Genomic DNA, 26,808 nt, shown 5'->3' with positions numbered 1-26,808 from the left:
ATAATATGATATATCGATCATCCATTGGAATGATTTCCAAAGCCGCCGCATCCTCCTTTTGAACCGAAGGAGGTCGCCATGGCGCAGACGCTGATCCTGCTCTTCCACCCCGATTACCAGAACTCACGCGCCAACCGGGCGCTGGCCGAGGCGGCCGGCAGCCGGCCCGGCATAGCTATCGTGGACATGCAGGCTCTCTACCCGCACGGGCGCATCGATGCCGATGTGGAGGCTGCGCGGCTGCTCGAAGCCGAGCGCATCGTGCTGCAGTTCCCGGTGCAATGGTATTCGACGCCGCCGCTGCTCAAGGCATGGCAGGACGCGGTGCTGACCCAGGTGTTCTATATCCGCTATGAGGCAGAAGGGGCCAAGCTCGCCGGCCGGCCGCTCCTGATCGCCGCGACTGCCGGCAACATCCCCGAGGCCTATGCGCCGAGCGGGACCAACCTGTTCTCGCTGCGCGACCTGCTGAAACCGCTGCAGGCGACGGCACATCGCTGCGCCCTCGCCTGGCAGGAGCCGTTCCTGATCTACAATGCGCGCCGGGCCGATGCCGAAGCGCTGGAGTTGGCCGCCGAGCACTATGTCGCGCGGCTCGCCCAGCTCGAAACCCGGCAGGCCGCCTGACCTGCCGGAGTCGCATCAGCTCAGGCCTGTTCGGCGCTGTTCGTGCGGCGCACCAGCGCCATCAGGATCGCAGCGCCGAGGCCCGACTTGACCAGCGAGCCGAGCAGGAAGGGCACGACGCCGGCGAGCATCGCCTTCTCCGCGCCGATCAGCGTCGCCAGCCAGAGGCCGCCAAGAGCCAGGCAGAACACATGGCCAAGCAGCATCGAGACAAAGGCGAAAGCCGGGCGGCTGCCGTTCCAGCCGCGCTCTGCCAGCCAGCCCACGAGGGCGGCGACGAACGGGAAGGAGACGAGGTATCCCGCAGTCGGGCCCATGAAGGGCGCGAGGCCACCGGTACCGTTGGCGAGCACGGGCAGACCGACCGCCGCCTCGCCGAGCCAGGCGAGGACAGTGAGCGCGCCGAGCCGCCAGCCATAGAGCGCCCCGATCAGGATCACCGCCAGCGTCTGCATGGTCATCGGCACCGGCAGCATCGGCACGCTGATCTGCGAGGCGATCGCCAGGACGAGCGTACCGAGCAGGACGGCGGCAGCCTTGATGTGGGCCGGACGCGCCTGCAGGCCGAGCGGGCTGAAGCGGGCGGACGTAGTGAAGCTGAGATCGCTCATGAGCATGTCTCCATCGGTTCCAGAATTATAGATAATTTATCAGACTGATCTATCTCAGAGTCCATAAGGCCGATCGGATTGCAAGTCAGCAGCGTATGGCTGCTCCAAGCGCGAAAATGCACAGCCGGGCGGTGCCCGTGCCTGCCGCGGCTGGCCTTCAGCCCTGGATCGCGAAGACGTCGCGCGTCCCGCCAGCTGCGGTGCGCACCGGCTTGGAGCCGATCCACTGGACATGCCGGGCGAGAATCGCCGCCGCCTCGTCGACCTGGCCGGCGCGCAGAGCGGCGAGGATGGCGCGGTGGTCATGGTCGGTGCGCGCCTCCCAGTCCGAGCGCCAGGCCGAGAACAGGAAACGGGCGCTGGCGGCATGGAGATCGTCGATCGCCGCAAGCAGGCGCGGCATGGCGCAGGGTGTCACGATCAGGCGGTGGAAGCGCCGATTCGCCTCTTCCCAGGCACGGACATCGGGCGAATTGTCGCCGGCGCGGGTCGCTTCCTCGGCCTCGTCGAGGATGGCGCGGGTCAGATGCGGGCCGGCATGGCGCAAAGCCAGCACCTCCAGCGCCGCACGCATCTCGGCGACTTCGCGAACCTCGCGCAGATCGAAGGCGGCGACGCGCACGCCGCGGCGCGGCTCGCTGACGGCGAGCCCCTGCGCTTCCAGCCGCTGGAAGGCTTCGCGCACCGGGACGTGGCTGGCACCGAACTCGACCGCGACATGATCCTGCCGCAGCCGTGCGCCCGGCTCGATCTGCCCGGAGATGATCCGCTCGGCGAGGATGCGGCTGATGCGGACGGGAAGGGTTTCGGATTTCTCGCTGGCCATGAATTATCGATAATTTCTTCCGTGGGCGCCGTCGAGCCCATGCGCCGTGCTGTCCCCTTGCCGTGCACGGCGTCCGGGGCCAGTGTCCCCTCCTCACAGGAGGACATCGCCATGTCGCAGCTGCCCGATCACGACCCAGTCGCGGGCGATACCCGCTCCTGCGAGGCGCTCGAACAGGTGATCGTTCCCCGCGCGCATGATCTCGGCGGCTTCTCGGTCCGCCGTGCTTTGCCCTCGATCGGCCGCAAAATGGTCGGCCCTTTCATCTTCTTCGACCAGATGGGCCCGGCCGAGTTCCTGCTCGGCGAGGGCATCGATGTGCGCCCGCATCCGCATATCGGGCTGTCCACCGTCACCTATCTCTTCGACGGCGAGATCATGCACCGCGATTCGCTCGGCACGGCGCTGCCGATCCGCCCCGGCGCGGTCAATCTGATGACGGCCGGACGCGGCATCGTCCATTCAGAGCGCACGGCGCCGGAAGAGCGCATGAAGGCGCCCAAGCTCTACGGCATCCAGACCTGGCTCGCCTTGCCGAAGACGCATGAGGAGATCGCGCCCGAGTTCATCCATCACGCCGCGCCCGACTTGCCGCGCATCGTCGGCGAGGGCAAGCGCGTCAGCCTGATCATGGGCTCGGCCTTCGGCGAGACCTCCCCGGTGAAATTCCCTTGGGACACGCTCTATGCCGAAGCCGTGCTGGCGCCGGGCGCGATCCTGCCGCTCGATCCCGACTATCACGAGCGCGCCGTCTACATCGTCGCGGGCAAGGTCGACATCGCCGGCGACGAGTTCGAGGCCGGCCAGCTGCTGATCTTCAAGCCAGGCGACCGCATCTCGATCCTCGCCGTCGACCAGAGCCGGCTGATGCTGATCGGCGGCGAGCCGATGGACGGGCCGCGCCATATCTGGTGGAACTTCGTCTCGTCCTCGAAGGAGCGGATCGACCAGGCCAAGCAGGAGTGGAAGACCGGCCGCTTCGACACCGTGCCCGGCGACGAGGAGGAGTTCATCCCGCTGCCGGAGCGCTGAGCGCACCAACATGCCTGCCGAACCTCCTGATAGCTCTTCCGGTGCGGCGCCGGATGCGGCGGATGGTGCGCGCTCCTCGCGCAAGCGGCTGATCGGCTTTCTCTGGGCCGTGCTGACGGTCTCGATCTTTGCGGGCTGGTTCGTGGTGACGCGCTTCAGCGTCACCCGCACTCTCAATGTCTGGGACCTGACCGCGCTGCGCTACGGCATCGGCGCGCTGCTGCTGGCGCCGGTGCTGCTGCGCCCTCTGCCGCCAAAGGCCTGGCGCAACGGCTTCATCTTCTCGGCGCTCTGGGGCGCGCCCTTCGCGGCCCTGGTCGCGCTCGGCGTGCAGATGACCTCGGCCGGGCGTGCCGCCTCGGTGACGCCGACCCTGATGCCGGTTTTCGCCGGGCTGCTCGGCTGGCTGCTGCTGCGCCAGCCTCCAGGCAAGATCCGGCTCCTCGGATACGCAGCAATTGCCGCCGGCCTCTGCGGGCTTGTCTTCACCGCCTCCAGCAGCGGGGCTGCGCCGAGCCTGCTCGGGCTCGGGCTGCTCGCGCTCGCAGCGGCGATGTGGGCCGGCTACACGCTGCTGCTGCGCGGCAGCGGCCTCAATCCGATGCAGTCGGCGGCGCTGATCTGCTTCTGGTCGGGCCTGATCTTCGTTCCGCTCTATGTTGCGCTCGGCATCGGCCATCTCGGACAGGCGCCGTGGGCCGAGATCGCAGTCCAAGGCGTCTATCAGGGCGTGCTGATGAGCATCGTCGCGCTGATCAGCTTCAACCGTGCCGTGACGCTGCTCGGCGCTTCGGCCGCCGCGGCAATGATCGCGCTGGTGCCGGTCATCGCCTCGCTGCTCGCCATCATCTTCCTCGGTGAAGTCCCGACGGTGGCGGAAGGAGTGTCGATCGCGTTCATCGTCGCCGGCGTGCTGCTGGCGACCCGGCCGGCACCCGCCGCTTAGCTGATCTTTCAGGCCAGCTCGGACAGGTCGCGCAGGCGCGGCACCCGCGAGAAGCCGATGACGAGCAGCTGGATCAGGAAGCCTCCGGTCGCGAGCTGCAGGCAGGCAGCGATGCCGAGATGCGCCGCCACGGAGGCACCGATCGCAGCGCCAATCGGGCGTGCGCCGAAGGTCGCGGTCATGATCAGGGCGGAGACGCGGCCGAGCATCGCGTTGGGCGTGACCGCCTGGCGCAAGGTCATCGTCGAGATCGTCCAGATGATCGGCCCGACGCCGAACAGGAAGAAGCTCGCCCCGACCAGATAGATGGAGGGAAACCAGAGCGTCGCAAGCATCACGCCGGCCGCGCAGAGGCCGGCGAACGGCCCGAGCAGAACCAGCGTCCCGAAAGAGACCCGGCGGGAAATCTGTGGAGCCAGCGCGGCGCCGACGATCATCCCCGCTCCGTAGATACCCAGGGAGATGCCGACCTCGGTGGCGCTGAGGCCGAGATTCTGGACGGCATAGGCGACATAGACCGCCTGGAAGATGAACCAGGAGATGTTGAAGAAGACCGCCGTCATCAGGATCGGCCTGAGCAGGTCGTGGCCGGCAACGAAACGCGCGCCCTCCTTGAGATCATGCAGCAGGTCGCGCCGCGGGCCGGACGGCGCCTCGTCCTTCGGCAAGCCGGCCAGCAGGAGCGCGGCAAAGATGGAGAGCCCGGCAGCCAGACCATAGGCCGTCGATATGCCGATCCAGCCGACGAGCGCCCCACCGAGTGCCGGCCCGCCGGCATAGGCGGCACTGCGCGCCAGCTCCAGCCAGCGATTGGCGTCCGCGAGCCGCTCGCGCGGCACCACCGATGGCACGAACGCCGGAGCGGCGACGCTGTAGCAGACCGTGCCGATGGCGCCGAGCGCACCGAGCATGCCCAGCCAGGTCAGGTTGAGGCTACCCAGAGCGAGCAGCAGCGGGATCGCCAGCAGCGACACCGCGCGCAGCACCTCCGTGCCGACCATGAGCCGGCGCCGCGAGGCGCGATCGACCATCAGGCCCGCGGGGATCGAGAGCAGGAGAAAGGGCAAGGTCTGCGCCGTCTGCAGCCAGCCGGTCTCGGCCGGTCCCGCCGCCAGCAGGAGGACCGCTGCGAGCGGCGCCGCGGCCAAGGCGATCTGCTCCGAGAACTGGGCAAAGAGATTGGACCAGCCGATGCGGCGAAATGCCGTCGGCAATGGCGTGTTATCGGCCGGTTGCATGACGTTAGTGTCCTCGGAAGCGGTTGTGAGGACACCAAAAAGCCTTGTCGGCCTGGGAGCCACCCGTTTCGTGGGAAGGCGAAGCGCTCGCGCTGATGGCGGGCGGGATTTGCAACTCCGGTTTGCCAGCGCGCAGCACAGGCTCTATTTCCTGATCATCCCAGCGAAGGATCCGACAGCCTCGTGCCTCGCCCCAACACGCCCCTCCTCGACCAGGTGCCCGATCCGGCCGCTCTGCGCCGGCTCGACGATGCGCAACTACGCCAGCTCGCCGACGAGCTCCGGGCCGAGACGATCGACGCCGTCTCGGTCACCGGCGGCCATCTCGGCGCCGGCCTCGGTGTGGTCGAGCTCACCGTCGCGCTGCACCATGTCTTCGACACGCCGCGCGACCGGGTGATCTGGGATGTCGGCCACCAAGCCTATCCCCACAAGATCCTGACCGGCCGCCGCTCGGAGATCCGTACCTTGCGCCAGCCGGGCGGGCTTTCCGGCTTCACCAAACGCGCGGAGAGCGAATACGACCCGTTCGGCGCCGCCCATTCCTCGACCTCGATCTCGGCCGGGCTCGGCATGGCAGTCGGGCGCGATCTCGCCGGCGGGAAGAACAACGTCATCGCCGTGATCGGCGATGGCGCCATGTCTGCCGGCATGGCCTATGAAGCCATGAACAATGCCGGCGCCACCGGCTCGCGCCTGATCGTCATCCTCAACGACAACGACATGTCGATCGCCCCGCCGGTCGGGGCGATGTCGGCCTATCTCGCCCGCCTCGTCTCCGGCCGGACCTATCGTTCGCTGCGCGAGGTCGCCAAATATCTGGCCGAGCGGCTGCCGCGTTTCTTCCATGAGAAGGCGAAGCGGACCGAGGAATATGCCCGCGGCTTCTGGACCGGCGGCACGCTCTTCGAGGAGCTCGGCTTCTACTATGTCGGCCCGATCGACGGGCATAATCTCGACCACCTCCTGCCGGTGCTGCGCAATGTCCGCGACGCCGAGACGGGGCCGATCCTGGTCCATGTCGTGACGCAGAAGGGCAAAGGCTACGCCCCGGCCGAAGCCAGCGCCGACAAATACCATGGCGTCGTCAAGTTCGACCCCGTCACCGGCCAGCAGGCCAAGGCGCCAGCGAATGCGCCGAGCTACACCAATGTCTTCGCCAATGCCCTGATCAAGGCGGCGCGCGAGGACGAGAAGATCGTCGCCGTCACCGCCGCCATGCCGTCCGGCACCGGGCTCGACGCCTTCGGCAAGGAATTCCCCGGGCGCACCTTCGATGTCGGCATCGCCGAGCAGCACGCGGTGACCTTCGCGGCGGGCCTCGCGACCGAGGGCTTCAAGCCGTTCTGTGCGATCTACTCGACCTTCCTGCAGCGCGCCTATGATCAGGTCGTGCACGACGTCGCGATCCAGAAGCTGCCGGTGCGCTTCGCGCTCGACCGGGCCGGGCTGGTCGGCGCCGATGGCGCGACCCATGCGGGGGCCTTCGACGTCGCCTATCTCGCCTGCCTGCCCGACATGGTGGTGATGGCGGCGGCCGACGAAGCCGAGCTCACCCATATGGTCGCGACCGCCGCGGCCTATGATGATGGCCCGATCGCCTTCCGCTATCCGCGCGGCGAAGGCGTTGGGGTCGAGATGCCCCAGCACGGCGTGCCGCTGGAGATCGGCAAGGGCCGGATCGTCAAGCAGGGTACGCAGGTCGCGCTGCTCTCGCTCGGCACGCGCCTCGCCGAATGCCTGTCCGCCGCCGAGCAGCTCGGCCAGCGCGGGCTTTCGACCACGGTCGCAGACGCCCGCTTCGCCAAGCCGCTCGACGAGGAGATGATCCTGCGCCTCGCCAGGGAGCATGACGTGCTGGTCACGGTCGAGGAAGGCTCGGTCGGCGGCTTCGGCAGCCATGTCCTGCAATTGCTGGCGCGCGAAGGCGCGCTCGATCGCGGCCTGAAGATCCGCAGCCTCGTGCTGCCCGACATCTTCCAGGACCACGGCAAGCCCGAAGCGATGTATGCGCAAGCTGGGCTCGACGCCGCCGGGATCGTGCGCACCGTCGAGAAGGCGCTCGGCCCCGCCAGCGCCATCCGCCGCGCCTGAGCCCGTGACTGCCGGCCTGCCGCGCCGGGTCCGCGCCGACCTGCTGCTGGTCGAGCGTGGCCTGTTCGAGAGCCGGGCGCGGGCGCAGGCGGCCATCGCCGCCGGCCTCGTCAGTGCCGATGGGGTCGTGCTGCGCAAGGCCTCGGAGACGGTTCCCGATACCGCGGCGATCGAGGCGCAGGCGGCGCATCCTTATGTCTCGCGCGGCGGCGTGAAGCTCGCCGCGGCGCTCGACACCTTCGGCTTCGACCCGGCCGGGCTGACCTGCCTCGATGTCGGCGCCTCAACCGGCGGCTTCAGCGACGTGCTGCTCCGGCGCGGGGCGGCCCATGTCTACGCGATCGATGTCGGCCAGGCGCAACTGCATGAAAGCCTGCGCGGGAATCCGCGCCTGACCAGCCTGGAGAGCCAGGACATCCGCACGCTCGATGCGGGCCTGTTCGCTGAGGCGCCGAAGCTCGCCGTGATCGATGTCAGCTTCATCTCGCTGAAGCTGGTGCTGCCGACGGTGGCGCCCCTATTGGCGCCGCAGGCCAAGCTGGTCGCGCTGGTGAAGCCGCAATTCGAGACCAAACGCTCGGCGCTGAAGAAAGGCGTACTGCGCGACGAGGCGCTTCAGCGGCAGATCTGCACGGAAATCGCGGAGGTGGCCGCCGGCCTCGGCTTCGCGGTCAGCGGGCTGATCCCCTCCCCGATCGAGGGCGGCGACGGCAACCGGGAGTTCCTGCTCGGCGGCGAGCGATCAGCCTAGCCCGCCATCACGGCGTCGACATCGGCCTGCACGGCATTTGGATCGATATAGGCCGCCTCGCCCTGGCCGTTGGCATTGATGAAGGCGGTGGCGCGCCCGATCAGGCGGCGCAATGACAGGCTCGCGACATCGACGATCAACGCCGGGTCTTCCTCGGCCGGCATTTCATCAAGCAGCGCCGTCGCCGTGTGGATCAACCGGTCCATGGCGGCGCAGAGCGCTTCGAAACTCTCGACCTCGCGCTTCCCCAACGCACGATAGGCAGCCGCGGCATCGGCGGCGCAACGCAACTGGGAGGTTGCGAAATGCTCGGCATAGCTGACCGCGCGCCAGGCCTTGAGATCGCCGACAATCTCGCGGTCGACCGGCACCATCTCCAGCAGCATCAGCGCCTCGCTGTGCCGGTTGAGATAGTCGGTCGAGAGTTGCGGTTTAGCTCCGCTCGCCGCGGTCGGTGATGTCTCGGTCGCGGAAGCAGACATGAAGAGGCCCCGGAAGCGGCGCGACTATGCTGTGCCAACCGCAAACAAAGTCTTGATCCGGTCACGATAAGACGGAAGACATCCGACGATGTGTGGTCGCTACGCCATTACCTTGCCGCCGGAGGCGATGCGCGAAGCCTTCGCCTATCGCGAGCAGCCGAATTTCCCGCCGCGTTACAATATCGCGCCGACGCAGCCCGTGCCGGTGGTGCGTCTCGACGAAGGCCACCGCCAGTTCATCCTGATGCGTTGGGGCTTCATCCCGGGCTGGGTCAAGGATCCCAAGGACTTTCCTTTGGTCATCAATGTCCGCAGCGAGAGCGCCGGCGAGAAGCCATCCTTCCGCGCCGCCCTCGCCCGCCGGCGCTGCCTGATGCCGGCAGACGGATTCTACGAATGGCATCGCCTCGGCGAAGGCCGCCAGCAGGAGAACCGGCCCTATCTCTTCCGCCGGCCCAATCGCGGCTTCTTCGCCTTCGCTGCCTTGTGGGAGACCTGGCACAGTCCCGACGGCTCCGAGATCGACACAGTCGCGATGGTCACCGGCCCGGCGAACGGGCAGATGGCGGCGATCCATCACCGCTCGCCGGTCATCGTGCCGCCGGAAGCATTCGACGCCTGGCTCGATCCCTCGGCGGAGCCCGCAAGCGTGCAGGCGCTGATGCGGCCGCCGCCTGACAATCTGCTGGAGATGTTCCGGCTTGGCGCAGGCGTGAACAAGGTCGCCAATGACGGCCCGGAGGTGCAGGAGCCCTTCGATCCGGCTTCGGAGCCGGCCCCCGCTCCAAAGCCCGCCATGCGTTCCCGTCGGGGCGGCCCCGACGACGCACAGGGCAGCCTGTTCTAGCGCAGGCCATGACGGCGCGCTTACTCTGGTCCCAAACGAGACCAATAGAGGGAGAGCCCAAGATGGATGGCCGCCGCCCGACGATGAGCTCCCTGCACGGCATGGTCGCCGCCGCCCACCCGCTGGCGGCACAGGCCGGTGCTCGCATCCTCAGCCAGGGCGGCAATGTCTTCGACGCGGTCGGCGCGGTCGCGTCAGCGCTCAACGTGGTCGAGCCGTTCATGTCGAGCCTTGCCGGCATGGGGTCGGCGATCATGTGGGTCGCGGCCGAAAAGCGCGTCCGCGTGCTCGATTTCGTGCCGCCCGTCCCTGAGAGCTTCCCGCTCGAACGCTTCACGCAGCGTTCCGAGCTCGAGCGCGGGGCACTTGCTGTGGCTCCGCCCGGCAACCTCGCCGGCTGGTGCGAGCTCAACCGCACCTATGGGCGTCTCTCGCTGGAACAGATCTTCGCGCCGGCGATCGCGCTCGCGGAAGACGGCTTCCCGATCGCCGAGTTCGGCGTGATCGAGTTCAACGAGCAGGTGCCGCTGCTGCGCGAGCGGCCCGAACTCTATGAGGATTGGGCGCGCAATTATCTGCGCGACGGCGGCGCCGGCGTCACGCTGGGGCAGATCCTGCGCCAGCCGGAGCTGGCAGCAACGCTGCGCGACATCGCCGCCAAGGGGCCGGGCCATCTCTACCAGGGGCCACTCGGCGAGACGATCACCAACCATCTCAAGGCGCAGGGCGGCACGCTGACCATGGCCGACCTCGCCAAGGTCTCGCCTCGCTGGCGCGAGCCGCTCGCCGTCACCTATCGCGGCCGCAAGGTGCACGTGCCGCCGCCGGCCTGCGAGGGCTTCCAGTTCCTTTTGACCCTGCGCATCCTGGATGGCTTCGACCTCGGCAAGCTCGAGCGCAACGGCACCGAGCATCTCGACAGCGTCTATCGCGCCATCCGCCTCGCCGCCGGAATCCGGATCACCCATAACAATCCAGGGCCGGAGAAGCTCGCCGAGATCCTCTCCGACGCTTTCGTCGAACGGCTGCGGACGCGGGTGCGCGATGGCAAGCCGATCGATGGCCCGACCGAGCAATGGATGCCGCAGGCGCCTGATGGCGAGGACCCAGGCCACACCACCTCCTTCTCGATTGCCGATCGCGACGGCAACCTGATCTGCGTGACGCAGAGCATCGGCAGCCCGTTCGGCAGCGGCGTCGTGGTGCCGGGCACCGGGCTCTGCCTCAACAATTTCCTCTACTGGGCCGATGTCCAGCCCGGCAGCCCGAACCGCTCGCAGCCCGGCTCGGAACTGCCGATGTGCATGTCCCCCACCCTCTCGACGAAGGACGACGCGCCGGTGCTCGCGCTCGGCACGCCAGGCAGCTACGGCATCATGCAGACGCAGATTCAGGCCATGGTCCAGCATGTCGATTTCGGCCTGTCCCTGCAGGACGCGATCGAGGCACCGCGCGCTCGGCTCTGGGACGGCCGCGAAGTGGAGGTCGAGAATCGGGTGGCGCCAGCTACGATCACGGCGCTGGCCGAGCGCGGACACGGCATCTTCGCCAACGAGGGCGGCTGGACGATGCGCGTCGGCGGGATGCAGGCGGTGTCGCGCGATCCGGCTACGGGCCGGTTGACCGGCGCCTGCGATCCGCGCCGCGACGGCTATGTCGCGACGCCGTGAGCGCCGGTGAGCCGGATCAAAAGGCCGCCTACGCGGTTCCAAGGATTGGACGTATTTTGAGCACTGCTCCCGACGATCTCCAATCCTGGCTGACGACCAGATTGCTGCCGGGCTGGATCGCCCGCGCCTTCGACCCGGCACGGCCCGGTTTCGTCGAATATCTCGGACCGGATGGAACGCCCGAGGTCAGCGACCTGCGCACGACCCTGGTCACGGCCCGGCTGACCTATGTCTTCAGCCACGCGCATCTGCTGGGGGTTCCGGGGGCGCTTGCCGCCGCGCGCCACGGCCTCGCCTTCCTGACTCACGTCTGCCGGGGTGCCGACGGGCGTTTCGTCCATTCCTGCACGACGCATGGCGAGGTCGTCGACGGCAAGACCGACTTCTACGATCTCGCCTTCATTCTGTTCGCGCTCGGCTGGTTCGCGAAGGCGACCGGCGAGACGGACGCTCTAACGATCGCCAATGATGTGATGGACTTCCTCGACAGCGAGCTGGCGCATCCGGCCGGCGGCTTTCGCGAGGATACACTGGGCACCCAGCCGCGCCGCCAGAACCCGCATATGCATCTGCTCGAGGCCTGCCACGCCCTGGCGGCGGTATCACCCAACCCGCGCTGGCTGGCAACGGCCGGCAGGCTCGTGCATCTGATGCAGCAGCGGATGCTGGATGGCGGCGGCACGCTCGGCGAGTTCTTCGGGGAGGGCTGGACGGCATTTCCCGGCCCACGCGGGCTGATCCGGGAGCCTGGCCATCATTTCGAGTGGACCTGGCTGCTCTATCACCACGAGCGATTGACCGGGTCGGCCGAAGCTCGCGAGACGGCACGCAAGCTCCATGCGTTCGGGCAGCGTCAGGTCGACGCCCCCGCCAATTCATTGCGGCTCGTCGTGAACGAGGTCGATCCGGCAGGGCGCGTGCTGAACGGCGCCGCCCTGCTCTGGCCGCAGACCGAATATCTGAAAGCGCAGGTCGCACGGATCGAATTCGAGGGCGATGCCGATGCCGCGGTGCGGCTCGACCGGCATCTGCGCCTGATGTTCCGGCACTTCGTCGACGCCAAGAGCGGGATCTGGGTCAACCAGCTCGACGACCAGGGGCGGCCGATCAGCGAGCGGGTGCCGGTCCGCGTGCTTTATCACCTCGTGCTGGCGCTCGCCGAGCTCTGCCGCGTCACCAAGGGCGACACTGCCGTCTAAGAGCCCCCGCCCATGGTCGCGTCCTCCTCCGGAAGCGCGAAGGTGCCGCTATAGCGGAACAGCTCGCCGAACAACGGGTGCTTCAGCGTCATCTGCATGCTGAAGCTGCCCTCGTCGATCGGCCGCTCCTCGATATAGCCGGTGCCGAGGAGAAGCCCGACCGGCAAAGGCAGGTCGTAGCCGAAGAGTCGCCAGACATAACCTTCGTCGCGGAAGATCAGCGCCCCCTCCTCGGCCGTCACCCTGAGGCGCATGCCGATGCCGAAGCGGACGAATTCGATGACCTGATTGGGCCCCACCTGCTGCATGTGCGAGCGGAAGTGGAACGGCCTGCGACCGGCAAAATGGAACACCCGGTTCCAGTGCAGCGTCCCGTCATTCGGTCGGGCGGTATAGTGCACCTCGATCGGCACGTCGCGGCCACGATAGGGCACCAGCGCGCCGACGATCCGGGCGAAGGGCAGCAGCAGCTTGGCGAAGGCGCTGTGCTCGACTTCGCGCATCACTCCCTTGACGCAGACATAGTCGTCGCTGAACGGGCGCAGGAAGTAGTGGCGCCGGATGACCTCGCCGAGCTGGTGCCAGCCCTCGCCGAGCACCTCCTGGAAGACCGGCCGGCGCTCGCTCATGCGCTACAGCACCGCGCCGGGGTTGAGCACGCCCTTGGGATCGAGCGCCGCCTTGACCGTCCGCATCAGGTCGAGCTCGACCGGGTCCTTCACGCCCGGCAGCAGCGAGCGCTTGAGGCGGCCGATGCCGTGCTCGGCCGAGATCGAGCCCTTGAGCTCGGTGACGATGGCGTGGACCGCCTCGTTCATCGCGCCCCAGCCGGCGAGATAGGCGGCCTTGTCGGCGCCGACCGGCTGGCTGACGTTGAAGTGGATGTTGCCGTCGCCGAGATGGCCGAACGGCACCGGCCGGCAGCCCGGCACCAGCGCCTCGACCGTGGCGATGGCGCGCTTCAGGAATTCCGGCGTCGCCTGGAGCGGCACCGAGACGTCATGCTTGATCGAGCCGCCCTCGTGGGTCTGCACCTCCGAGAGCATCTCGCGCAGCTTCCAGAGATCGGCGCGCTGGCCGAGCGAGCCGGCGAGCACGGCATCGGTGACGAGCCCCTCCTCCAAGGCTTCCCCGAGGAAGGCCTCGACCGCGTCGGTAACCCCGACCTCGGCCTGGGCGCAGACCTCCATCAGCACATACCAGGGCGACGGCTCGGAGAGCGGGTCGCGGGCGCCGCTGGCATGGCGGACGACGAAGTCGAGACCGATGCGCGGCATGATCTCGAAGGTGGTGAGCGTCCCGCCGGCGCTGGCCTTGGCCTTGTTCAGCAGCGCGAGCGCCGCTTCCGGATCGGGCACGGCGAGGAAGGCCGTGGCACGCGCCGCCGGCAGCGGGAAGAGCTTCAACACGGCGGCGGTGATGATGCCAAGCGTGCCTTCCGAGCCGATGAACAGGTTCTTGAGATCGTAGCCGGTGTTGTCCTTGCGGAGCTGGCGCAGGCCGTTCCAGATGCGGCCATCGGCGAGGACGACCTCGAGGCCGAGGCAGAGCTCGCGGGCATTGCCATAGGCGATCACCGCCGTGCCGCCGGCATTGCTCGAGAGATTTCCGCCGACCGTGCAGGAGCCTTCCGAAGCCAGCGAGAGCGGGAAGAGCCGCCCGGCCGCCTCGGCAGCCTCCTGAGCCTTCTGCAGGATGACACCGGCCTCGACGGTCATGGTGTCACCGGCGGCATCGACCGAGCGGACCTTGTCGAGCCGCTGCAGCGACAGGATGATCTCCTTGCCTTCAGCGACCGGGACCTGGCCGCCGACCATGCCGGTATTGCCGCCCTGCGGCACGACCGTCGCGCCGGTCTCGCTGGCCCATTTCATCACGGCCGAGACCTCGGCGACGGAGCCCGGCCGCACCACGGCCTGCGCCTTGCCGTGGAAGAGACCACGCGGCTCCTTGAGATAAGGCACCATCGCGTCGGCTTCGGTGATCACATTCTTAGCGCCGACGATGCCGGCCAGAGCTTCGATAACGGGCGCGCTCATCCTGCCTCCGGAGATCTGATCACTTGCGGCCGGCGGCCTTGCGGAAGACGCCGACGAGTTCGATGTGGGCGGAATAGCGGAACTGGTCGACCGGCGTCACGCGCTCCAGCGCATAGCCGCCAGCGACCAGAAGCGCCGCGTCGCGGGCAAAGCTGCCGACATCGCAGGAGACGTAGGCCACCAAAGGCACCTTCGAGGCCGCGAGCCGCTTGACCTGCGCCTCCGCGCCGGCGCGCGGCGGATCGAGCACGATGGCGTCGAACACGTTGAGCTCATGCTCCAGCAGCGGCCGGCGGAAGAGATCGCGCGCCTCGACCGTGACCGGCTTCAGCCCCTGCGTGTGGTTGGCAGCCCGGCTCAGCGCCTGGACCGCGGCCTTGTCGCTCTCGAAGGCCGAGACCTGCGCCTTCTCGGCGAGCCGAACACTGAACGGGCCGCAGCCGGCGAAGAGATCGGCGATGCGCTTCGCCTTGGGGATCGCGTCGAGCACGAGGCGCGACAGGATCGCCTCGCCCTCGGCCGTTGCCTGCAGGAAGCCGCCGGGGGCCGGTGTCACCGCCGCCTTGCCCATCAGCTGGAAGGGCGCGCGCCGTTCGACGATGACCTCGCCATGCATGGCGAGGCGCGCGAGATCGAGGCGCTCGGCCACCTCGGTGAGTTGCCGGCGCAAGGCATCGCCGGCCGGGCCATGGCCGCGGATGTCGACGTCCAGACCGGCTTCAGAAGCGGTCAATTGGATGTCGAGTGGCTTGTTCGAGGAGCGCAGGCGGTTGGAGAGATGCTGCGCCACGATCGGCGCCCGCTCCAGTCCCGGCGCCAGAACCGGGCAGGTCTCGACTTCGATGAGGTTGTGGGTACCTGCCGCCATGAAGCCGACGCGCATGCCATCGTCCTCGCGGCGGGCATGGAAGGTGACGCGCCTGCGGCCGACGCCATGAGCATCGACCACGGGAGCGACCTCGGCCTCCAGCCCGGCGCGGGACAGCGCCGTCAGCACCTGCTGGCGCTTCCACTCGCTGTAGAGCCCCTCCCCCATATGCTGCGCAGCGCAGCCGCCGCAGCGCGTGAAGAGCGGGCAGATCGCGGCGATGCGGGAGGCCGAGGGCGTCAGGATCTCGACGACCTGCGCCCGGTCGCCATCGCGCACGGCCCGGATGCTCTCGCCCGGCAGCGCGAACGGCACGAAGACCTGGCCGTCCGCCGTTTCGGCGACGCCGTCGCCGCGCTGGCCGAGCCGCGCGATCGTGAGCGTTTCATTCATGGCGAGGGCGGACATAGGGTGCTGGGCTCGTGACGTGATTGCGGGTTTGGCCTATCAGGTGCCGAGCGACAGGGAAATGGCTGGAGTTGCCTGACATGACTATCCGCAACGGCGTCGTCGAAGCGATCGGCAACACCCCCCTGATCAAATTGAAGCGCGCCTCGCAGGAAACCGGCTGCGAGATCCTCGGCAAGGCCGAGTTCATGAACCCCGGCCAGTCGGTCAAGGACCGGGCCGCGCTCGCCATCATCCGCGACGCCGAGAAGAGCGGGGCGCTCCGGCCCGGCGGCGTCATCGTCGAGGGCACGGCCGGCAATACCGGTATCGGCCTCGCGCTCGTCGGCAATGCGCTGGGCTATCGCTCGGTGATCGTCATCCCGGAAACGCAGAGCCAGGAAAAGAAGGACATGCTGCGGCTCGCCGGCGCGACCCTGGTCGAGGTCCCGGCCGTCGGCTACGTCAACCCGAACAATTATGTGAAAGTCTCCGGCCGCCTCGCCGAGGAGCTGGCGAAGACCGAGCCGAACGGCGCGATCTGGGCCAACCAGTTCGACAATATCGCCAACCGGCAGGGCCATATCGAGACGACCGGGCCGGAGATCTGGCAGCAGACCGACGGCAAGGTCGACGGCTTCGTCAGCGCCGTCGGCACCGGCGGTACGCTCGCCGGCGTGGCCATCGCGCTGAAGAACTTCAACCCGAAGATCAGGATCGCCCTCGCCGACCCGATGGGCGCGGCACTCTACGCCTATTACACCACCGGCGAACTCAAGGCCGAGGGATCCTCGATCACCGAGGGCATTGGCCAGGGCCGCATCACCAGGAACATCGAGGGCGCGCCGGTCGACGTCGCCTTCCAGATTCCGGACGAGGAAGCGATCCCGCTCTGCTTCCAGCTGCTGGAGGAGGAGGGCCTCTGCCTCGGCGGCTCCTCCGGCATCAACGTCGCCGGTGCAATCCGACTGGCCAAGGAGATGGGCCCCGGCCACACCATCGTGACCATCCTTTGCGACTACGGCACGCGCTATCAGTCGAAGCTGTTCAACCCCGAATTCCTACGTTCGAAGAACCTGCCGGTACCCGGCTGGCTGGAGCGCGATGGCGGGCTGAAGGACGTGCTGGCCAAGGTGATGTGAAGGCCGTGCAGCCGCAGGCCGGATCGCTCCTTTCCGCACTGCTGAACGCGCCGATCCGGCCAGGCCGGGTCGTCTGGATCGGGCTGCGGCCGGCACGACGCGCTGCGATGATCAGCGTTGAGACGGCCACGGCGAGTGCGGCGGAAGGCCTTGTCGGCGATCGCTATAGTGGCCGGAGCGGCTCGCGGCAGGTCACGCTGATCCAGCAGGAACATCTCGCCGCGATTGCCAGCCATCTCGGGCGGGATCGGATCGCCCCGGACCAGTTGCGCCGCAACATCGTCGTCGCGGGCATCAACCTCGCGACCTTGAAGGATCACCATTTTCGCTTGGGCAGTGCCATCCTGGCATGGACCGGCGAATGCCATCCCTGCTCACGCATGGAGGAGGCCTTCGGCCCGGGCGGCTACAACGCCGTGCGCGGCCATGGTGGCATCACGGCGCGGGTGATCGAGGGTGGGACCATCGCTATCGGCGACAGGCTGGAACGGCTCCCCGACGCCGGCACTTGATTGCTGGCAGCAGTTTCTCCCGCCGCCTTTGCAATTCCTCAATCATGCCCGACTGACGCTTCCCGACAGAGGCGAATCGAAGAAGGCAGCAGCGATGAGCGACAGGGTGCGGGTGGCGATTCTCCTCGGCGGCAGGTCTTCCGAGCACGAGGTCTCACTGATGTCGGCCGCCAATGTGGTGAAGGCGATCGACAAAGCGACCTATGACGTCGTGCCGATCCTGATCACCAAGGCCGGGCAGTGGCGCGAGCTCGAACTGCAGAACGGCGTCCTGCCCGACCCGATCCCGCAGGACGGCGCCGAGCTGTGCCTGCTGCCCGGCGGGAACGGGCGCCTGCTGCGCCTGCAGGACGGCGCCGCTCCGCAGGCACTGCCGAAGATCGACGTGCTCTTTCCGGTGCTGCATGGCCTCGACGGCGAGGACGGCTCGGTCCAGGGGCTGGCTCAGGTCGCTGGCATCCCGCTCGCCGGCTGTGGCATCGTCGGCTCGGCCAATGCGCTCGACAAGGACATCGCCAAGCGGCTGCTGCGCGAGGCCGGCCTCGGCGTCGCCCGCTCGCTCACCACCCGACAGGGCGAGGCGCTGAGCTTCGAACAGGCCAGCGCCGCGCTCGGCCTGCCGCTCTTCGTCAAGCCCGCCCGGCAGGGCTCCTCGGTCGGCGTCAGCAAGGCGACCGATGCCGAAAGCTTCCAGGCGGCGCTCGCGGAGGCCTTCCGGCACGACAGCGTGGTGCTGGTCGAGGAGTTCATCGCCGGCCGCGAGATCGAGCTCAGCGTGCTGGAGCAGGCCGATGGCGAGACGATCGTCTCGCTGCCCGGCGAGATCGTCGCCGCCGCGAGCCATGGCTTCTACACCTATGAGGCCAAATATCTTGACGAAGACGGCGCCCGCGTCGAGGTGCCGGCTGCCCTGCCCGAGGAAACGATCGCCAACCTGCAGGTGCTGGCCAAGCGCGCCTTCTACGCGCTCGGCTGCGACGGCATGGCCCGCGTCGACTTCTTCCTGCGGCCGGACGGCAGCGCGCTGGTCAACGAGATCAACACGATCCCAGGCTTCACCGACATCAGCATGTTCCCGAAGGCGCTCGCCGCCAGCGGCGTCGCCTATCCCGACCTGATCGACCGGGTGATCCGGCATGGGATGGCGCGCGGGGCGTGAGGCGAAAAATCCTGACGGGTTTTCGCTGGCCGCCTCTGGCGCTTTGCCGGCATGCGCCCTACCTTGTCGCGGCGGGGCTGCCTGGTGCGTGCGAGTCATGTATTCCCGGGCCCATACGACTCCCTAGGGAGCTGTCCCTGACCGGGTCCCTGGACCCGGACACACGGCGCCCACCTACTTTGTAGGTGTCCCGGGATCGAAATCTCCACGGCCGAGGTGGCTCCGCAGCCCATGACCGACAGCGTCTCTCTCGCCCCCTCCCCCCGCAAGGCAGCGCTCCGCGCCGAGGCGCTCGCCCGGCGCGATGCCCTCGAGCTCGACGACCGCCTGATCTGGGACGAGGCCATCGTCGAACGTGTGCTCGCGCTGCCGGCGCTCACGCAAGGACCAGTCTCGGCCTATTGGCCGATGCGCTCCGAGGCCGATCCGCGCCCGATCCTCGAAGCCCTGCACGAGCGCGGCCTGCCGCTCTGCCTGCCAGCGATCGTCGAGAAGCGCATGCATTTCCGGCGCTGGGCGCCCTGGGAGCCGATCGTGCCCGGCGGCTTCGGCACGCTGGTGCCGGCTCCCGAGCAGCCCGAGGTCAAGCCTGCGATCCTGATCGTCCCCCTCGCCGCCTTCGACCGGCGCGGCTACCGCATCGGCTACGGCAAGGGTTATTACGACCGCGCAATCACCGAACTCCAACCGACCCTGACCATCGGCATCGCCTATGCCGCGCAAGAGATCGCCGAAGTTCCGGCCGAGGCGCATGACCGCCGCCTCGACTGGGTCGTCACGCAGGACGAGACGATCCGCTGCGGTTGATTTCGCCACGGCGATCACGTCATTAGCAGGCGCGCCTTTCATTCAAGACGCGGTCGTCCCGCCGTGTTGTCTTCATAGCCGCGAAATCGACCGCGCGGCCTCCGGATAGCCGTGACGACTGGTCTTGGGTGAAAGCACGACAGGTGGGCCGTGATATGCCGGCCTAATGGTTGGATAGTGACATGCGTCTTCTCTTTCTCGGCGACATCGTCGGGCGCGCCGGCCGCCTCGCCGTTCAGGACCGTCTTCCTGCCCTGCGCGAGCGCTGGAAACTCGACTGCGTCGTGATCAATGGCGAGAATGCCGCAGGAGGCTTCGGCATCACCGAGGCGATCTGCGACGAGACACTGGCCGCCGGAGCCGACGTGATCACGCTCGGCAACCATTCCTGGGACCAGCGCGAGGCGATGGTCTTCATCGAGCGCCAGCCGCGCCTGATCCGCCCGGCGAACTATCCGCCGGGCACGCCCGGCCGCGGCGCGACCGTGATCGAGGCCCGCAACGGCGCCCGCGTCCTCGTCGTCAACGTGATGGGCCGGCTGTTCATGGACGCGCTCGACGATCCCTTCGCAGCGTTGGAGCGCGAACTCGCCGCCTGCCCGCTGGGGGACGCCGCCGACGCTGTCATCGTCGATGTCCATGCCGAGGCGACCAGCGAGAAGCTCGCCATGGCCTATTATCTCGACGGCCGCGCCAGCCTCGTCATCGGCACACACACCCATGTCCCGACCTCGGATACGCGCGTGCTGCCGGCCGGCACCGCCTACCAGACCGATGCCGGCATGTGCGGCGACTACGAATCGATCCTCGGCATGCAGAAGGAAGAGGCGATCCGCCGCTTCCTGCAGAAGACGCCGGGCTCGCGGCTAGAGCCGGCACTGGGCGTGGGCACGCTGTCAGGCATCGCGGTCGAGACCGACGATCGCACCGGCCTCGCCAAGACTGCCTGGCCTGTGCGCCTGGGTGCCACGCTAGCCGAGACCTGGCCGACCGCCTGGGATCAATAGAGCGGCCGATGTCGCAGTTCTTCTCCGCCCTTGTCGCCGCCTTCGTCGGCTACTCGGCCTCGGTCGCGGTGGTGCTCGCCGCCGCGCAGGCGATGGGCGCCACGCCGGCCCAGACCGTCTCCTGGGTGGCAGGACTCGCCATCGCGCAGGCGCTCGCCGGCTTCTTCCTGTCCTGGCGGCACCATATGCCGATCATCTGCGCCTGGTCGACGCCTGGCGCGGCGCTGATCGCGTCTGCGAGCGGCGTCGATATCGCCTCGGCCGTCGGCGCCTTCCTTGCCGCCGCAGTGCTGATGATGGCGACCGCTGCCTTCCGCCCGCTGGGCGCACTGGTCGGGCGCATTCCCATGAGCATCGCCTCGGCGATGCTCGCAGGCGTGATCTTCCGCTTCGTCGTCGCCGTCTTCGACGAGATGCGGCTGCAGCCGATCCTGGTTCTGACGCTGCTCGTCGTCTTCCTGCTGGCGCGTCTGTGGAGCCCCTTCCTCGGCGTGATCGCGGCTCTGGGCGCCGGGCTTGCGCTCGCCTTCGCGACGGGCACCGCGACGCTCCCGGCCGGGCCGGTCGCTTTGACCCATATCGAGCTGATCGTCCCGCATCTCGATTTCACTGCGATCGCCGGCATCGGCGTCCCGCTCTATCTCGTCACCATGGCGGCGCAGAATCTGCCGGGCTTCGCCGTTCTGCGTGCCGCCGGCTATCAGCCGCCGACGGCCTCCTGCCTGTTCGTCACCGGGCTGATGTCCTTCCTGACCGCGCCGACCGGCGCGCATATGGTCAACATGGCAGCGATCAGCGCCTCGATCTGCACCGGCGCCGACACCGATCCCGATCCGAAGGAACGCTGGAAGGCCGGCATCTGGTATGCACTGTTCTATCTCGCCATCGCCGCCACCACGGGCCTGTTGCTGGCGCTGATCCTCGCCATGCCGAAGGCGCTGATCGTCGCGGTCGCCGGCCTCGGCCTCGTCGGCTCGCTGACAGGGGCACTCGGCCAGGCGATGGGCAGCGACAAGGATCGCTTCGCCGCCGTCGTCACCTTCGCAGTCGCCGCCTCCAGCCTGTCGCTGTTCGGGGTCGGCTCGGCCTTCTGGAGCCTGGTCGCCGGGCTCATGGTCTTGACATTGGACCACGTCGCGGGCCGTTTGCGCGGACGATCATGAACACATCTGTCCCCCGCACCCGCCTGATGCTCGTCACGCCGCCGATCTCCGATCCCGGCGCCATCTCCTTTCGCCTGATGCAGGCCTTCGCCGGCGGCGATGTCGCCGCCGTGCTGCTGCGGCTCGCCCCCGGCGACGAGCGCAGCCTGACCGAGCGGGTCAAGGCGCTGGCGCCGCCGGTGCAGGCGCAGAACGTCGCCCTGGTGGTCGAGGCCTCGGCCCAGGTCGCCAGCCGCGGCGGCGCCGACGGCGTCCATCTCACCCAAGGTGCCGAAGCAATAGCCGACGCCCGCTCCAGCCTGAAGCAGGAGCGCATCATCGGAGCAGGAGGCTTGCGCTCGCGCCATGACGCCATGGATATGGGCGAGGCCGGCGTCGACTACGTCATGTTCGGCGAGCCGAGGCCGGACGGCTCGCTGCCGCCGCTGCCGGCGGTGATCGAGCGGGCCTCCTGGTGGGCCGAGATCTTCGAGACGCCCTGCATCGCCTATTGCCCGGACGCGGAGTCGGTTCCGGCTTTGATCGAGACCGGCGCCGAATTCGTCGCGCTCGGCGAATGGGTCTTCGCCGACGACGTCGACATCCGCGCAGCGGTCGCCGCGGCCGATGCCGCGATCGCCGAGCAACACGCCCGCAGGACGGCGCGATGAAGCTTGCGCTCGTCGCGCTCGCCCTGACGTTCGCCCTGCCCGCTGCCGCGGCGGAGCCTGATGACGCCTATGGCGCCTATCAGGCCGGGCATTATCGGCGCGCGCAGTCGGAAGCGCTCAAGCGGCTTGAGGCCGATCCCAAGGACGCCGCGGCGATGACGCTTCTCGGCGAGATCTACCGGCAGGGACTCGGCGTCCGCATCGATCCCAAGGCCGCCGCCGACTGGTACCGGCTCGCGGCCGACAGGGGCGACATCAACGCGGTCTTCGCGCTCGGCATGGCGCTGCTCGAAGGCCGGGGCGTGACGCGCGACCCGAAGGCGGGCGGCGCCCTGCTGGAGAAGGCCGCCGCCGCCGGTCACCCCGCCGCCAATTACAACCTCGCCCTCGCCTTGCTCGCGACCGGGCGGCCGCAGGACGACCAGCGTGCCATTGCCGGCCTCAGGATCGCCGCCGCCGCCGATCTCGGCGACGCCCAGCATGCGCTCGCCGTGCTCTACAAATTGGGGCGCGGCGTGCCGCAGGACGACAGCCTGGCGGCCGAATGGATGGGCAAGGCCGCAGCCAGCGGGCTGATCGCCGGCGAGGTCGAATATGCGATCATGCTGTTCAACGGCGACGGCGTCGCCAAGGACGAGCGCACCGCCGCCAGGCTCTTCATCCGCGCCGCCAACAAGGGCAACGCCATCGCCCAGAACCGGCTGGCCAAGCTCTACCAGTTCGGCCGCGCCGTCCCACCCGATCTGTCGGAGGCCGCCGCCTGGCATCTCGCCGCACGCGCCCAAGGTCTCGGCGACGCCACGCTCGACCAGGTTCTGGAGCGGTTGTCGCCCGAACAGCGCAGCCGCGCCGCCCGCCTCGCCGCTGACCGGATCGAGGCCACGGCCTTGACGACGCCGAGCCAACCGAGCAAGTGACGGGCGAACCGCTGGCCGTACCGCCCGCGCCGCTCTTTGATAGTCCGCTCCGTTCTGCCGCGCGCTACGCGCCCCCGAGGTTTTGACATGATCCGCTCCCCCCTGATGACCGTGATGACCGATGCCGTGATGAAGGCATCGCGTTCGCTGAAGCGCGATTTCGGCGAGGTCGAGAATCTGCAGGTCCTGGCCAAGGGCCCGGGTGACTTCGTTTCCAAGGCCGACCACAAGGCCGAGGAGATCCTGCGCGCGGCGCTGGAGAAGGCGCGGCCGGGTTACGGCTTCGTCATGGAGGAGAGCGGCGTCGTCGTCGGCACCGACGAGAGCAATCGCTGGCATATCGACCCGCTCGACGGCACCCACAACTTCCTGCGCGGCATCCCGCACTGGAACATCTCGGTGGCGCTGGAGCGCGACAACCAGTTCATCGCCGGCGTGATCTACGACGCCGCCAAGGACGAGCTCTTCATCGCCGAGAAGGGCAAGGGCGCCTATGTCAACAACCGCCGCCTGCGCGTCTCCGGCCGGCGCGAATCGTCGGAGATGCTGATCGGCATGGGCGTGCCGCATATCGGCAAGGGCGGCCACCCGCTCTTCCTGAAGGAACTCGGCGCCGTGATGAGCCGCTTCGCCAATGTCCGCCGCATGGGCTCGGCCGCGCTCGACATCGCCTATGTCGCCGCCGGCCGCATGGACGCCTATTGGGAACGCGGCCTCAACACCTGGGATTTCGGCGCCGGCGCGGTGATGGTGCGCGAGGCGGGCGGCACCTTCGGCACGCTCGACGGCAAGCAGCCGACCTCGGCCAAGGACGTGATCTGCGGCAACGAAGCCGGCGAGCCGGCGTTGCGCGCAGTCCTCAAGACCGTTCTTTGACGAAACCGAGGCCGTTTTCGGCTTGATCCCGGCGTGGCGGGAGGCGACAGTCGCCGCCGCGACGAAACCGGATCGGATGAGCAGGCATGGCCAATGACGAGGCGGCCCCCGAGGTCCCGCCGCTGGAGCCCCCAGCGACGGCGCCCCACAGGCCGCAGACGTTCCGCTTCTCCCGGCCGCTGCGCTATTTTCTCCGCGCGCTGGTCTTCCTCGCGCTGATCGGCTTCCTGATCTTCATCCTGCAGGACGGGCTGCGCACCGCCTTCATGACCAATCCGGGCCTCAACGGCCTGATCGTCGGGGCGCTCGCGGTCGGTGTGCTGCTGTCGCTGCGCGAGCTCTGGCGCATCGACAGCGAAGCCCGGGCCGCCAACCGGTTGGCCGCCGATCCGTCCGGGGCGACGATCCGGCGCAACCAGGTGATCAGCCCGCTCGCCCCCGTGCTGCCAGCGCTGGAGCAGCGCAGCCTCGCTTCCAGCCAGGCGGCGACCCTGCTCGAATCGATCGCGGTCCGGCTCGACGATGGGCGCGAGGTACTGCGCTACCTTGCCGGCCTGCTCGTCTTCCTCGGCCTGCTCGGCACCTTCTGGGGCCTGCTCGAAACCGTCTCCTCGGTCGGCAACGTCATCAAGAGCCTGCGCACCGGCGCCGAAGCTGGCGTGCTCTTCGACGAGCTCAAGGCCGGCCTTGCCGCTCCGCTCGCCGGCATGGGCCTGTCGTTCTCGTCCTCGCTGTTCGGCATCGCCGGCTCGCTGATCCTTGGTTTCCTCGACCTCCAGGTCGGTCAGGGCCAGCGCCGTTTCCGTAACGAGGTCGAGGGTTATCTCGGCACCGCCACCACGCATTCCGCGACGATTCCGCTGGCGATGTCGGTCACCGGCCCGGCCGTAGCTGGCGATGTCGTGGTCGAGCGCCTCGACAAGCTCCAGGCCGCCATGCAGGACGGCTCCAACAATCGCGCGGCGACGCAGGCGCTGGCCAATCTCGCCGAGGGCATCCAGGGCCTCGTCCAGCACATGCGCTCCGAGCAGCAACTGATCCGCGACTGGGTCGAGGCGCAGGCCGCACGCGAGAAGGATCTGAAGCGCCTGATCGAGCGCCTCGCCGCCGAGCGGGTGGGCGAGTCATGAGCCTGCCATGGTGCTGCGGCATCGCAGGGGCGGCTGAGAAGGAAGGCTGAGCATGGCCCTGTCGCGCGCGCATCGCCGGGAAGAGGTCAATTTCTGGCCGGGCTTCGTCGACGCGCTCTCGACGATGCTGATCGGCATCGTCTTCCTGCTTTCCGTCTTCGTCCTCGGCCAGTTCTTCCTGTCACAGGAGATTTCCGGCCGTGACACGGTGCTCGACCGGCTGAACCGCCAGATCGCCGAACTCAGCGATCTGCTGGCGCTTGAGCGCTCCAGCGGCAAGGAGGCGAAGGATTCACTCGCCTTGCTGCAATCCTCGCTCGCCAGCGAGCAGGCCGAGCGCGCCCGCGTCCAGGGCCTGCTCGACGGCGCCGCCCGCAGCAACGCGCCGACCCAGCTCGCAGATACGCAGAAGGCGCTCGACGCCGAGAAGCAGCTCTCAGCCAAGGCCCAGGCCACCGTCGAGCTGGTCAACCAGCAGATCGTCGCGATGCGCCGCCAGCTCGCTGCGCTGGAGGAGGCGATCGGTGCAGCCGAAGCCAAGGACAAGGAATCGCAGGCGCGCATCTCGGAGCTTGGCTCGCGCCTCAATGTCGCGCTGGCGCAGCGTGTCCAGGAACTGGCGCGCTATCGCTCCGACTTCTTCGGCCGCCTGCGCCAGGTGCTCGGCACCCGTCCCGACATCCGCGTCGTCGGCGACCGCTTCGTCTTCCAGTCGGAAGTCTTCTTCGATGCCGGCCAGGCCGTGCTGAAGCCGGAAGGCCGCGGCGAGCTCGACAAGCTGGGCGCGATCATCGCCGATCTCGGCCGCGAAATGCCGCCGGACCTGCCCTGGATCCTTCGCGTCGACGGCCACACCGACAACCGGCCGATCCGCTCGCCGCAATTCCCGTCGAACTGGAGTCTCTCGACAGCGCGCGCCGTCGCCGTGGTCGAGTATCTGGTCAGCAAGGGCATCCCGGCCGATCGGATCGCCGCCACCGGCTTCGGCGAATTCCAGCCGCTCGACGTCGCCAACAATGACGAAGCCTGGCGCCGCAACCGCCGGATCGAGTTCAAGATCACCGAGCGGTGACGGAGCCGAAGCGCGCCCTCAATGCCGTTGCGCGATCTGGATCAGGTTGCCGCAGGTGTCGTCGAAGACCGCTGTCGTGACCGGGCCGAGATGGACCGGTGGCTGGGTGAAGGCGACGCCGAGCGCGGAAAGCCTGGCATGCTCGGCATGGACGTCCTCGACGCCGAATGAGGTCGCCGGGATGCCGTCGGCCACGAGCGCGCTCTTCCACGGCTTCGCCGCCGGATGCTCGTCCGGCTCCAGCAGGAGCTCGACGCCCTCGGGATCGCCTGACGATGTCAGTGTCAACCAGCGGTGGTGACCCATCGGGATGTCGTGCTTGAGCTCGAAGCCGAGCATGTCACGGTAGAAACGCAGCGCCTTCTCCTGGTCATCGACCAGCAGGCTCGTCACGACGATCTTGATCGGCATCAGTCTTCTCCTTCTCAGCCGGTTCGGCCAGCGGCCGCATCCAGACGTCCCACATCTGGCGCAGCGGCGAGCGCTCGAGGAAATGATGCTTGCTGCGCCAGCGCCATTCGGTGCGGAGCAGGCCCGCCTCCTCCAGCACCTGCAAATGTTTCGACAGGGCCTGTCGCGAGAGGCTCGCCCCGTGCCAGCTGATCAGGCGGACATGCAATTCGAACAGCGTCTGGCCATCACGCTCGGCGAGCTCGTCCAGCATGCGACGCCGCGTCGGGTCAGCCAGCGCCCGGAAGAGGCGGTCGAGGTCCATGGGGAGTTGCTAGCACGCAGACCCTCATCATGCAATAAAAT

The 26,808-nt window shown here is 68.2% G+C and carries 28 protein-coding genes and 1 other RNA gene; 20 read left to right on the top strand and 9 right to left on the bottom strand.

Annotation, left to right across the window (positions count from 1 at the left end):
* Window positions 1-78: 78 nt before the first annotated feature.
* On the top strand, window positions 79-627 hold the full coding sequence (locus ACQKLX_RS26125; RefSeq protein ID WP_427364483.1) for an NAD(P)H-dependent oxidoreductase: 549 nt from the start codon (window positions 79-81) through the stop codon (window positions 625-627).
* A 20-nt stretch (window positions 628-647) separates the two neighbouring features.
* Here the strand turns inward: ACQKLX_RS26125 and ACQKLX_RS26120 are convergent, their stop codons facing one another.
* Window positions 648-1,238 (bottom strand): biotin transporter BioY, encoded by a 591-nt coding sequence (locus ACQKLX_RS26120; RefSeq protein ID WP_427364482.1) that lies wholly within the window; start codon window positions 1,236-1,238, stop codon window positions 648-650.
* A 157-nt stretch (window positions 1,239-1,395) separates the two neighbouring features.
* Complete coding sequence (locus ACQKLX_RS26115; protein WP_427364481.1) at window positions 1,396-2,064, bottom strand: GntR family transcriptional regulator; 669 nt, start codon at window positions 2,062-2,064, stop codon at window positions 1,396-1,398.
* Between the two features lie 111 nt (window positions 2,065-2,175).
* Between ACQKLX_RS26115 and ACQKLX_RS26110 the strand changes: the two genes are divergently transcribed.
* Together ACQKLX_RS26110 and ACQKLX_RS26105 are read left to right on the top strand one after the other, a co-directional pair.
* The gene (locus ACQKLX_RS26110; RefSeq protein WP_427364480.1) at window positions 2,176-3,096 is read left to right on the top strand and encodes a pirin family protein; all 921 of its coding nucleotides are present in this window, start codon (window positions 2,176-2,178) and stop codon (window positions 3,094-3,096) included.
* Between the two features lie 10 nt (window positions 3,097-3,106).
* Window positions 3,107-4,042, top strand: coding sequence for a DMT family transporter (locus tag ACQKLX_RS26105; RefSeq protein ID WP_427364479.1), 936 nt, complete (start codon window positions 3,107-3,109; stop codon window positions 4,040-4,042).
* An 8-nt stretch (window positions 4,043-4,050) separates the two neighbouring features.
* On the opposite strand, the gene ACQKLX_RS26100 is transcribed toward ACQKLX_RS26105, so the two are convergent.
* Window positions 4,051-5,280, bottom strand: coding sequence for an MFS transporter (locus tag ACQKLX_RS26100; protein ID WP_427364478.1), 1,230 nt, complete (start codon window positions 5,278-5,280; stop codon window positions 4,051-4,053).
* A 183-nt stretch (window positions 5,281-5,463) separates the two neighbouring features.
* On the opposite strand from ACQKLX_RS26100, the gene dxs reads away from it, so the two are divergent.
* Both dxs and ACQKLX_RS26090 read left to right on the top strand, forming a co-directional pair.
* Window positions 5,464-7,374 (top strand): 1-deoxy-D-xylulose-5-phosphate synthase, encoded by a 1,911-nt coding sequence (dxs, locus tag ACQKLX_RS26095; protein ID WP_427364477.1) that lies wholly within the window; start codon window positions 5,464-5,466, stop codon window positions 7,372-7,374.
* Window positions 7,375-7,378: 4 nt separating this feature from the next.
* Complete coding sequence (locus tag ACQKLX_RS26090; RefSeq protein WP_427364476.1) at window positions 7,379-8,125, top strand: TlyA family RNA methyltransferase; 747 nt, start codon at window positions 7,379-7,381, stop codon at window positions 8,123-8,125.
* Here ACQKLX_RS26090 and ACQKLX_RS26085 read toward each other — a convergent pair.
* Window positions 8,122-8,607: a hypothetical protein gene (locus ACQKLX_RS26085; protein WP_427364475.1), complete on the bottom strand. Its 486-nt coding sequence runs from the start codon at window positions 8,605-8,607 to the stop codon at window positions 8,122-8,124. The two genes, ACQKLX_RS26090 and ACQKLX_RS26085, sit on opposite strands and share 4 nt — an antisense overlap.
* 88 nt (window positions 8,608-8,695) lie before the next feature.
* Between ACQKLX_RS26085 and ACQKLX_RS26080 the strand changes: the two genes are divergently transcribed.
* The 3 genes from ACQKLX_RS26080 (at window position 8,696) to ACQKLX_RS26070 (ending at window position 12,323) form a co-directional block, all read left to right on the top strand.
* The gene (locus tag ACQKLX_RS26080) at window positions 8,696-9,454 is read left to right on the top strand and encodes an SOS response-associated peptidase (protein ID WP_427364474.1); all 759 of its coding nucleotides are present in this window, start codon (window positions 8,696-8,698) and stop codon (window positions 9,452-9,454) included.
* 62 nt (window positions 9,455-9,516) lie between these two features.
* Complete coding sequence (locus ACQKLX_RS26075; RefSeq protein ID WP_427364473.1) at window positions 9,517-11,124, top strand: gamma-glutamyltransferase family protein; 1,608 nt, start codon at window positions 9,517-9,519, stop codon at window positions 11,122-11,124.
* Window positions 11,125-11,180: 56 nt separating this feature from the next.
* Window positions 11,181-12,323: an AGE family epimerase/isomerase gene (locus ACQKLX_RS26070; RefSeq protein ID WP_427364472.1), complete on the top strand. Its 1,143-nt coding sequence runs from the start codon at window positions 11,181-11,183 to the stop codon at window positions 12,321-12,323.
* Here the strand turns inward: ACQKLX_RS26070 and ACQKLX_RS26065 are convergent.
* Genes ACQKLX_RS26065 through ACQKLX_RS26055 form a run of 3 tightly spaced genes read right to left on the bottom strand, consistent with a single transcriptional unit; the run spans window position 12,320 to window position 15,638 of the window.
* Window positions 12,320-12,952, bottom strand: a complete 633-nt coding sequence (locus ACQKLX_RS26065; RefSeq protein ID WP_427364471.1) for a DUF4166 domain-containing protein — start codon at window positions 12,950-12,952, stop codon at window positions 12,320-12,322. The two genes, ACQKLX_RS26070 and ACQKLX_RS26065, sit on opposite strands and share 4 nt — an antisense overlap.
* 3 nt (window positions 12,953-12,955) lie before the next feature.
* A complete protein-coding gene (locus ACQKLX_RS26060; RefSeq protein WP_427364470.1) occupies window positions 12,956-14,362 on the bottom strand; it encodes an FAD-binding oxidoreductase in 1,407 nt (468 codons plus the stop codon).
* A 19-nt stretch (window positions 14,363-14,381) separates the two neighbouring features.
* Entirely contained in the window at window positions 14,382-15,638 is a 1,257-nt protein-coding gene (locus ACQKLX_RS26055; RefSeq protein WP_427364469.1) for a class I SAM-dependent RNA methyltransferase, read from the bottom strand.
* 80 nt (window positions 15,639-15,718) lie between these two features.
* Here ACQKLX_RS26055 and ACQKLX_RS26050 point away from each other — a divergent pair, with 80 nt between their 5' ends.
* The 12 genes from ACQKLX_RS26050 to ACQKLX_RS25995 all read left to right on the top strand — a co-directional run bounded on the left by ACQKLX_RS26050 (window position 15,719) and on the right by ACQKLX_RS25995 (window position 26,052).
* Window positions 15,719-16,759, top strand: coding sequence for a cysteine synthase A (locus tag ACQKLX_RS26050; RefSeq protein ID WP_427364468.1), 1,041 nt, complete (start codon window positions 15,719-15,721; stop codon window positions 16,757-16,759).
* A 5-nt stretch (window positions 16,760-16,764) separates the two neighbouring features.
* On the top strand, window positions 16,765-17,271 hold the full coding sequence (locus tag ACQKLX_RS26045) for an MOSC domain-containing protein (RefSeq protein ID WP_427364467.1): 507 nt from the start codon (window positions 16,765-16,767) through the stop codon (window positions 17,269-17,271).
* 94 nt (window positions 17,272-17,365) lie between these two features.
* Entirely contained in the window at window positions 17,366-18,430 is a 1,065-nt protein-coding gene (locus ACQKLX_RS26040) for a D-alanine--D-alanine ligase family protein (RefSeq protein WP_427364466.1), read from the top strand.
* Between the two features lie 71 nt (window positions 18,431-18,501).
* Window positions 18,502-18,657, top strand: a non-coding RNA gene (gene ssrS / locus ACQKLX_RS26035) — 6S RNA.
* 4 nt (window positions 18,658-18,661) lie between these two features.
* Window positions 18,662-19,237 (top strand): 5-formyltetrahydrofolate cyclo-ligase, encoded by a 576-nt coding sequence (locus tag ACQKLX_RS26030; protein WP_427364465.1) that lies wholly within the window; start codon window positions 18,662-18,664, stop codon window positions 19,235-19,237.
* A 182-nt stretch (window positions 19,238-19,419) separates the two neighbouring features.
* The gene (locus ACQKLX_RS26025; RefSeq protein ID WP_427364464.1) at window positions 19,420-20,244 is read left to right on the top strand and encodes a TIGR00282 family metallophosphoesterase; all 825 of its coding nucleotides are present in this window, start codon (window positions 19,420-19,422) and stop codon (window positions 20,242-20,244) included.
* Between the two features lie 8 nt (window positions 20,245-20,252).
* Entirely contained in the window at window positions 20,253-21,407 is a 1,155-nt protein-coding gene (locus ACQKLX_RS26020) for a benzoate/H(+) symporter BenE family transporter (RefSeq protein WP_427364463.1), read from the top strand.
* Window positions 21,404-22,057 (top strand): thiamine phosphate synthase, encoded by a 654-nt coding sequence (locus ACQKLX_RS26015; RefSeq protein ID WP_427364462.1) that lies wholly within the window; start codon window positions 21,404-21,406, stop codon window positions 22,055-22,057. The genes ACQKLX_RS26020 and ACQKLX_RS26015 overlap by 4 nt, the downstream gene beginning before the upstream one ends.
* Complete coding sequence (locus ACQKLX_RS26010; protein WP_427364461.1) at window positions 22,054-22,974, top strand: tetratricopeptide repeat protein; 921 nt, start codon at window positions 22,054-22,056, stop codon at window positions 22,972-22,974. Before ACQKLX_RS26015 ends, ACQKLX_RS26010 begins: the two co-directional genes overlap by 4 nt.
* A gap of 87 nt (window positions 22,975-23,061) precedes the next feature.
* Window positions 23,062-23,850: an inositol monophosphatase family protein gene (locus ACQKLX_RS26005; protein WP_427364460.1), complete on the top strand. Its 789-nt coding sequence runs from the start codon at window positions 23,062-23,064 to the stop codon at window positions 23,848-23,850.
* Between the two features lie 86 nt (window positions 23,851-23,936).
* Window positions 23,937-24,980 (top strand): flagellar motor protein MotA, encoded by a 1,044-nt coding sequence (locus ACQKLX_RS26000; RefSeq protein ID WP_427364459.1) that lies wholly within the window; start codon window positions 23,937-23,939, stop codon window positions 24,978-24,980.
* Window positions 24,981-25,032: 52 nt separating this feature from the next.
* A complete protein-coding gene (locus ACQKLX_RS25995; RefSeq protein ID WP_427364458.1) occupies window positions 25,033-26,052 on the top strand; it encodes a peptidoglycan -binding protein in 1,020 nt (339 codons plus the stop codon).
* 18 nt (window positions 26,053-26,070) lie between these two features.
* Here ACQKLX_RS25995 and ACQKLX_RS25990 read toward each other — a convergent pair whose 3' ends face one another.
* The gene (locus ACQKLX_RS25990) at window positions 26,071-26,463 is read right to left on the bottom strand and encodes a VOC family protein (RefSeq protein WP_427364457.1); all 393 of its coding nucleotides are present in this window, start codon (window positions 26,461-26,463) and stop codon (window positions 26,071-26,073) included.
* Window positions 26,423-26,767, bottom strand: coding sequence for an ArsR/SmtB family transcription factor (locus tag ACQKLX_RS25985; protein WP_427364456.1), 345 nt, complete (start codon window positions 26,765-26,767; stop codon window positions 26,423-26,425). Before ACQKLX_RS25985 ends, ACQKLX_RS25990 begins: the two co-directional genes overlap by 41 nt.
* Between the last annotated feature and the right edge of the window lie 41 nt (window positions 26,768-26,808).

This window comes from Allobosea sp. NPDC003192, assembly GCF_050275675.1.
Taxonomy (GTDB): Bacteria; Pseudomonadota; Alphaproteobacteria; order Rhizobiales; family Beijerinckiaceae; genus Allobosea.
This window is presented reverse-complemented; position numbering and strand designations above follow the sequence as displayed.

Bases quoted from the DNA above. Each gene is read 5' to 3' on its own strand.
- ACQKLX_RS26125 (WP_427364483.1), top strand. From the start codon at position 79: ATGGCGCAGACGCTGATCCTGCTCTTCCACCCCGATTACCAGAACTCA.
- ACQKLX_RS26120 (WP_427364482.1), bottom strand. From the start codon at position 1,238: ATGAGCGATCTCAGCTTCACTACGTCCGCCCGCTTCAGCCCGCTCGGC.
- ACQKLX_RS26115 (WP_427364481.1), bottom strand. From the start codon at position 2,064: ATGGCCAGCGAGAAATCCGAAACCCTTCCCGTCCGCATCAGCCGCATC.
- ACQKLX_RS26110 (WP_427364480.1), top strand. From the start codon at position 2,176: ATGTCGCAGCTGCCCGATCACGACCCAGTCGCGGGCGATACCCGCTCC.
- ACQKLX_RS26105 (WP_427364479.1), top strand. From the start codon at position 3,107: ATGCCTGCCGAACCTCCTGATAGCTCTTCCGGTGCGGCGCCGGATGCG.
- ACQKLX_RS26100 (WP_427364478.1), bottom strand. From the start codon at position 5,280: ATGCAACCGGCCGATAACACGCCATTGCCGACGGCATTTCGCCGCATC.
- ACQKLX_RS26085 (WP_427364475.1), bottom strand. From the start codon at position 8,607: ATGTCTGCTTCCGCGACCGAGACATCACCGACCGCGGCGAGCGGAGCT.
- ACQKLX_RS26080 (WP_427364474.1), top strand. From the start codon at position 8,696: ATGTGTGGTCGCTACGCCATTACCTTGCCGCCGGAGGCGATGCGCGAA.
- ACQKLX_RS26075 (WP_427364473.1), top strand. From the start codon at position 9,517: ATGGATGGCCGCCGCCCGACGATGAGCTCCCTGCACGGCATGGTCGCC.
- ACQKLX_RS26065 (WP_427364471.1), bottom strand. From the start codon at position 12,952: ATGAGCGAGCGCCGGCCGGTCTTCCAGGAGGTGCTCGGCGAGGGCTGG.
- ACQKLX_RS26060 (WP_427364470.1), bottom strand. From the start codon at position 14,362: ATGAGCGCGCCCGTTATCGAAGCTCTGGCCGGCATCGTCGGCGCTAAG.
- ACQKLX_RS26055 (WP_427364469.1), bottom strand. From the start codon at position 15,638: ATGTCCGCCCTCGCCATGAATGAAACGCTCACGATCGCGCGGCTCGGC.
- ACQKLX_RS26050 (WP_427364468.1), top strand. From the start codon at position 15,719: ATGACTATCCGCAACGGCGTCGTCGAAGCGATCGGCAACACCCCCCTG.
- ACQKLX_RS26040 (WP_427364466.1), top strand. From the start codon at position 17,366: ATGAGCGACAGGGTGCGGGTGGCGATTCTCCTCGGCGGCAGGTCTTCC.
- ACQKLX_RS26030 (WP_427364465.1), top strand. From the start codon at position 18,662: ATGACCGACAGCGTCTCTCTCGCCCCCTCCCCCCGCAAGGCAGCGCTC.
- ACQKLX_RS26025 (WP_427364464.1), top strand. From the start codon at position 19,420: ATGCGTCTTCTCTTTCTCGGCGACATCGTCGGGCGCGCCGGCCGCCTC.
- ACQKLX_RS26020 (WP_427364463.1), top strand. From the start codon at position 20,253: ATGTCGCAGTTCTTCTCCGCCCTTGTCGCCGCCTTCGTCGGCTACTCG.
- ACQKLX_RS26015 (WP_427364462.1), top strand. From the start codon at position 21,404: ATGAACACATCTGTCCCCCGCACCCGCCTGATGCTCGTCACGCCGCCG.
- ACQKLX_RS26010 (WP_427364461.1), top strand. From the start codon at position 22,054: ATGAAGCTTGCGCTCGTCGCGCTCGCCCTGACGTTCGCCCTGCCCGCT.
- ACQKLX_RS26005 (WP_427364460.1), top strand. From the start codon at position 23,062: ATGATCCGCTCCCCCCTGATGACCGTGATGACCGATGCCGTGATGAAG.
- ACQKLX_RS26000 (WP_427364459.1), top strand. From the start codon at position 23,937: ATGGCCAATGACGAGGCGGCCCCCGAGGTCCCGCCGCTGGAGCCCCCA.
- ACQKLX_RS25995 (WP_427364458.1), top strand. From the start codon at position 25,033: ATGGCCCTGTCGCGCGCGCATCGCCGGGAAGAGGTCAATTTCTGGCCG.
- ACQKLX_RS25990 (WP_427364457.1), bottom strand. From the start codon at position 26,463: ATGCCGATCAAGATCGTCGTGACGAGCCTGCTGGTCGATGACCAGGAG.
- ACQKLX_RS25985 (WP_427364456.1), bottom strand. From the start codon at position 26,767: ATGGACCTCGACCGCCTCTTCCGGGCGCTGGCTGACCCGACGCGGCGT.